The following is a 5,386-nucleotide window of genomic DNA, read 5'->3' as shown; positions in this document are numbered from 1 at the left end:
CCCCCCCCCCCCCCCCCCCCCCCCCCCCCCAGATTACTACGCGTCTCGTGGGCTCGGAGATGTGTATAAGAGACAGGCTCGGTGTGTTGCACGACGACGGGGCGCGGCAGGTTCAGGCGCGGTGGGTTCGGGGCGCGGGGTCGTGGCGTTGCGTCGGGGCGTCAGGGGCGGGGCGTGGGGTCGGGGCCGGGCCAGTTCCGGTCCGGGACCGGGGTGGGGCGGCCGGGCTGCTCGCCGCCGCGTGCCTCGAGGTAGCTCTGCTTCGGCACCATGACCTTGCGCCGGAAGATGCACACGACCGTGCCGTCCTGCTTGTAGCCGATCGTCTCGACGTGCACGACGCCGCGGTCGTCCTTCGACGTCGACTCCCACTTGTCGAGCACCCGTGTCTCGCCGTAGAGCGTGTCGCCGTGGAAGGTCGGCGCGACGTGGCGCAGCGACTCGATCTCGAGGTTCGCGATGGCCTTGCCGGAGATGTCGGGGACCGACATGCCGAGCAGGATCGAGTAGACGTAGTTGCCGACGACGACGTTCCGGCCGAACTGCGTCGTCTCCTCCGCGTAGTGCGTGTCGAGGTGCAGCGGGTGGTGGTTCATCGTCAGCAGGCAGAAGAGGTGGTCGTCGTACTCGGTGACCGTCTTGCCGGGCCAGTGCCTGTACACGGCCCCGACCTCGAACTCCTCGTAGCTGCGCCCGAACTGCATCGCTCCTCCATCTGCCAGACACCGACGGCCAACGCTGCCCAGCCTGCCCGAGCCTCCTGCGACGAGACACCGCCGGACGCCGTGGGCTTGCTCACGCCGTGGCCTGCGTCACCGAACCCGCGAGGAGGTCGTGTGGCCCACGGGCTGCGCCGACCCGGGGGCGGCGGCGTCGTCGGACCCGCCGGGGGCGGCCGGGTCGGACCCGCCGGCGGCCGCCGCCCCGGTCACGCCGCCGGCAGCGGGCCCGGACACGCCGCCGGCAGCGGCCTCCTCGAGGACCGCCGACAGCTCACCCGTGTCGGACAGGACCGGCGCGGTGCTCGTCGCGGCGTCGCGGTCGGGGTCGGCGGGCAGCGTCGCCCCCGCGGCGGGGCGGGGGCGCACGCCCTGCTTCTTGGCGTCGAGCAGCCCCGCGAAGTACGTACCGAGCGACACGCCGGCAGCCAGGCCCAGGCCGAGGCCGAACGCCTGCAGCAGCGTCGGCACGCCGACCGCGAAGCCGTTGCCGTCGGGGTCGGTCACGAGCGCCGAGATCCCCTCGTAGGCCATCCGTCCCGGCAGGAGCGGCACGATCGCGGCGGTGGTGACGGCCAGCGCGGAGACGCCGAGGCGTCGCGACACGAGCCGGGCGGTGAAGCCGATGAGCAGCGCCGCGAGCGCCGAGGCCGACACGGCCCCGAAGGACAGCCGCTCGGCCGCTGCGAGGACGAGCCAGCCGAGGGCGCCGGCGACACCGGCCACCGCGACGGCCCGCCCGCTAGCGTACGACGACACGGCGAAGGACACTGAGATGATCGCCGCGCAGACCACCTGGACCGTGAGGTTGCCGGTCAGCTGCGTCTGCGACGAGATGGCGATCGGGTAGTCGAGCCTCTTGCCGACGGCGAGCACGACAGAGATGCCGACGGCGATGCCGAGCGACAGGACGACGACCTCGAAGGCGCGCGCGCCGGCCGTGACGTAGTAGCCCTCGAGGGCGTCCTCGGCCGCACCGACGACGGACAGCCCGGACAGCAGCAGGACGATGCCGGACGCGACGACGAGGGACGGCGACACCCCCTCGGCCACCTCGACGCCGAACGAGCCGGCGACGACGACGAGCGTCGCCGCGGCCGTCGGGATGGCCGCGCCGACGCACTGGGCGAAGAACGCCGCCACGCCCGCCCCGGTGAGCCAGGTGATGACGCGTCCGACGATGGTCGCGGTGACGAAGCTCGTCAGGATGAGCAGCCAGCCGGCGCCGAGCAGCCCGGCCGCGCCGGCGGCGAGCGCTCCCCCGGCCACGGTGACCAGCCAGCGTCGGTACGGGTGCGGCGCCGTGATGACGGCGTCGAAGCGCACCCTCGCCTCGTCGACGGCGACGGGGTCCTGGACCAGCCCGACGATGAGGTCGCGCAGCCGCTCGAGCCGGGTGTAGTCCTGGACGCGGAACCGGACGATGCGCAGCACCGTCATCGGGTCGGCGTGGGGGCCGCGGTGGTAGGACACCGTCACCGACGTGTACGTCACGTCGACGTGCACGGCGGACAGGCCGTAGGCCTTGGTGAGCATGAGGACGGTGGCCGTGACGTCGGCCGCGGCGGCCCCCGTGGAGAGCATCGCGACGCCGGCGCGCATCGCCAGGTCGATGACGGCGAGGGCGGTGTCGCGGTCGACGCCGTCCGGGGTGGTCCAGACGGGGATCTCGTCGGTCGGCGGGCCGCTCGGCCGCATGGCCCGGCGCGTGCTCGCCCGGAGCGAGGGCAGGGCCCGTCGTGCGGTCGTGGGCCGGGTCGGTCGGTCGGTGCGCGCCACCTCCCCGACTCTAGGACCCCGACGCCGCGCCGCCACGAGGCCCCCACCGTGCCGGAGGCCGGGCCGGAGCCCGGGCCGGGGCCCGGGCCCTGACCCGGGCCCTGACCCGTCGGAAACCGGCTACGGCGCCGCAGCCGGTTCGTGACACGATGAGCCGGTGATGAGCGAGAAGCAGCAGTCCTCACCGAGCCGCAAACGCCCGACGACCGACGAGTTCCGGGCCTTCGTCGCCTCCGGCTGGGCGCCGCGGAGCACCGGGGTGACCCCCCGGTCCGAGGTCGCCGACTGGGCCGCCAAGCGTCGTGCCGCCGTGAGCGCCGCCTTCCGGGGTGAGCGCCTCGTCGTGCCCGCCGGCGGCCTCAAGGTGCGCAGCAACGACACCGACTACGTCTTCCGCCCGCACAGCGCCTTCGCGCACCTCACCGGTCTCGGCGGTGACCGCGAGCCGGACGCCGTGCTCGTCCTCGAGCCGACGGGTGAGGGCGAGGCCGCCGGTCACGAGGCGGTCCTCTACTTCCGCCCCCTGGCCGACCGCGACACCGAGGAGTTCTTCGGCGACTCGCGCTACGGCGAGTTCTGGGTCGGGGCGCGGCCCACCCTCGCCGACGTCGAGTCCGAGCTCGGCCTCACGGCCCGCCACATCGACGAGCTCGCCGACGCCGTGGCCAAGGACGCCGGGTCCGTGACGGTCCGGGTCGTCCGCGACGCCGACGCCGAGGTCGCCGAGCGCGTCGACCGGGCGCGCGCCGCTGCCGCCGAGTCCCAGGACGCCGCCGAGGTCGAGTCGCGCACCGAGCGCGAGCGCGAGGCGGACGAGGCGCTGGCCCACTTCCTGTCGCTGCTGCGGCTCGTCAAGGACGACTGGGAGGTCGAGCAGATGCGCTCGGCCGTCGAGGGCACGCGCCGGGGTTTCGAGGCCGTCATCGCCGACCTCCCCGAGGCCGTCCGGCGCGGCCGCGGCGAGCGGTGGGTCGAGGGTGTCTTCGGCCTGTACGCGCGCCACCACGGCAACGGCGTCGGCTACGACTCGATCTGCGCGAGCGGGGACCACGCCAACACGCTGCACTGGATCAAGAACACCGGCGACATCGCCGAGGGCGACCTGCTGCTCCTCGACGCCGGCGTCGAGGTCGACTCGCTCTTCACCGCTGACATCACCCGCACCCTTCCGGTCAGCGGCACCTTCAGCGACGCCCAGCGCCGGATCTACGACGCGGTCTTCGCGGCCCAGGAGGCCGGCATCGCGGCGTGCAAGCCCGGCAACAGGTTCTCCGACGTGCACGCCGCGGCCATCCGGGTCATCGCCGAGCACCTGCACGAGTGGGGCCTGCTGCCCGAGGGCGTCGACGTCGAGGGCACCCTCGACGCGGAGCACGGCCAGTACCACCGCCGCTGGATGGTGCACGGCACGAGCCACCACCTCGGCATCGACGTGCACGACTGCGCCCTCGCCACGCGGGAGGAGTACAACGACGCCGTGCTCGAGCCGGGCATGATCCTGACCGTCGAGCCCGGTCTCTACTTCAAGGCCGACGACGAGCTCGTCCCGGCGGAGCTGCGGGGCAACGGCGTCCGCATCGAGGACGACGTCCTCATCACCGAGGACGGCTGCGAGAACCTCTCCGGGGCGATGCCGCGCAGCAGCGCCGACGTCGAGGCGTGGATCGCCCGGCTCTGGGCCGAGCGCGGCATCACGGCCTGACCCTGCACCCGGGCGCGCCGGCCGGGGCTGCGCCTACGGGGTGGCGGCGGTCCTGACCGCGGTGGGTGACGAGACGGCGCCGTCGGGGTCGGGGCCGGGGATGCGGGGGCTCCACCGCTCGACGAGGCGCACGACGTCGCCGACCTCCGCCGACTCGACTCCGCCGCCCCGCACGGGAGGCATGCAGTCGGGGTCGACGTCGACGCGCACCGCCGGGCCCTCCGGGTAGGTCACCACGAGGTGGAAGCGCCCGTCCGACGCCGCGCCCGAGCCGGTGCAGGTGTGCGCGGTCGGACGCACCGGCAGGGCCCGAAGGGCGGCGACCACCTGCGCCGACCTGGACCGGTCCAGGCCGGTGGCTCTCGTCGTGCCGTCCTCGGCCGTGCGGCACACGGTCACGAGGGGCGCACCCTCGGGCGCCAGGGTCCGCTCGTCGCCCAGGCGCCCGAACGTCCTTGCGTCACATCGCTTCCCGGCCGGCATGGGGAGGCCGGTGAGCATCGCGCGCAGGGGGACCCCGAGGGCGGCCCCCGACGTGAAGTCACCGTTGGTGGCTCGTGAGCACGAGTTCGCGTCGGCCTTGGCGGCGACCCAGACGACGGCGTCGTCGTAGCGCACGCCCACGAGGTAGGCCGTCTCGTCGCCGGCCATCATGGTGCAGACGTTCTCCTGCCCGTTCCAGCGGGGTGCCCAGGAGAACAGGTCGACGACGCGGGCTCGCAGCTCGGGCGAGGCCACGGTGCGCCGGGACAGGCGATACGGCGCCGTGGGCGGCTGGGGCGAGGTCACCGTCATCGTCGGGTACGCGCACACGACGAGGGAGGCGGGGTCGCGCGGGGGCAGCAGTCGGGCGTTGCCGTCGAGTCCCTGCGGCTGGTGCGGGACGGTGAGGCCGTCGGCGGAGGCGAGGCTCCGGGGGCACGAGAGGGCGCCGTCGGCTTCGAGCCGCTGCGCCGTGACCGGCCGCTTCACGCCCGGTGTCACGTGCGGCAGGGCCGTCCCGCCGGAGCCCGGCCCCGGCCGGGGTGCCGGGGTCGTGCCGCAGGCCACCAGGGCCGACGCCGAGGCGAGGGCCGCGCCGGTGAGCAGGACGCGGCGGGCGGTGGCGAGCACGCGGCTACGGGTGACCGTGCCGGCGCGGCTGTGGGACTGTCTCTTATACACATCTGACGCTGCCGACGACGGA

The 5,386-nt window shown here is 74.4% G+C and carries 4 protein-coding genes; 1 reads left to right on the top strand and 3 read right to left on the bottom strand.

What is annotated here, in order from left to right; all coding sequences use genetic code 11:
* Positions 1 to 161 precede the first annotated feature (161 nt).
* The gene (locus tag ACPYOM_RS20745; RefSeq protein ID WP_481347401.1) at positions 162 to 704 is read right to left on the bottom strand and encodes a MaoC family dehydratase; all 543 of its coding nucleotides are present in this window, start codon (positions 702 to 704) and stop codon (positions 162 to 164) included.
* A 108-nt stretch (positions 705 to 812) separates the two neighbouring features.
* Positions 813 to 2,498 carry a threonine/serine exporter family protein gene (locus ACPYOM_RS20740; protein WP_481347400.1) on the bottom strand — a complete coding sequence of 562 codons (1,686 nt, stop codon included), beginning with the start codon at positions 2,496 to 2,498 and terminating at the stop codon, positions 813 to 815.
* 160 nt (positions 2,499 to 2,658) lie between these two features.
* Here ACPYOM_RS20740 and ACPYOM_RS20735 point away from each other — a divergent pair, with 160 nt between their 5' ends.
* Positions 2,659 to 4,200 (top strand): aminopeptidase P family protein, encoded by a 1,542-nt coding sequence (locus tag ACPYOM_RS20735; protein ID WP_481347399.1) that lies wholly within the window; start codon positions 2,659 to 2,661, stop codon positions 4,198 to 4,200.
* A gap of 33 nt (positions 4,201 to 4,233) precedes the next feature.
* On the opposite strand, the gene ACPYOM_RS20730 is transcribed toward ACPYOM_RS20735, so the two are convergent.
* On the bottom strand, positions 4,234 to 5,386 hold a 1,153-nt coding region (locus tag ACPYOM_RS20730), incomplete at its 5' end, for a hypothetical protein (protein ID WP_481347398.1).

The organism is Monashia sp. HAY1-2A, assembly GCF_056755315.1.
Note: the sequence above shows the minus strand (reverse complement) of the source record. Positions and strands in the feature narration are given on the sequence as shown.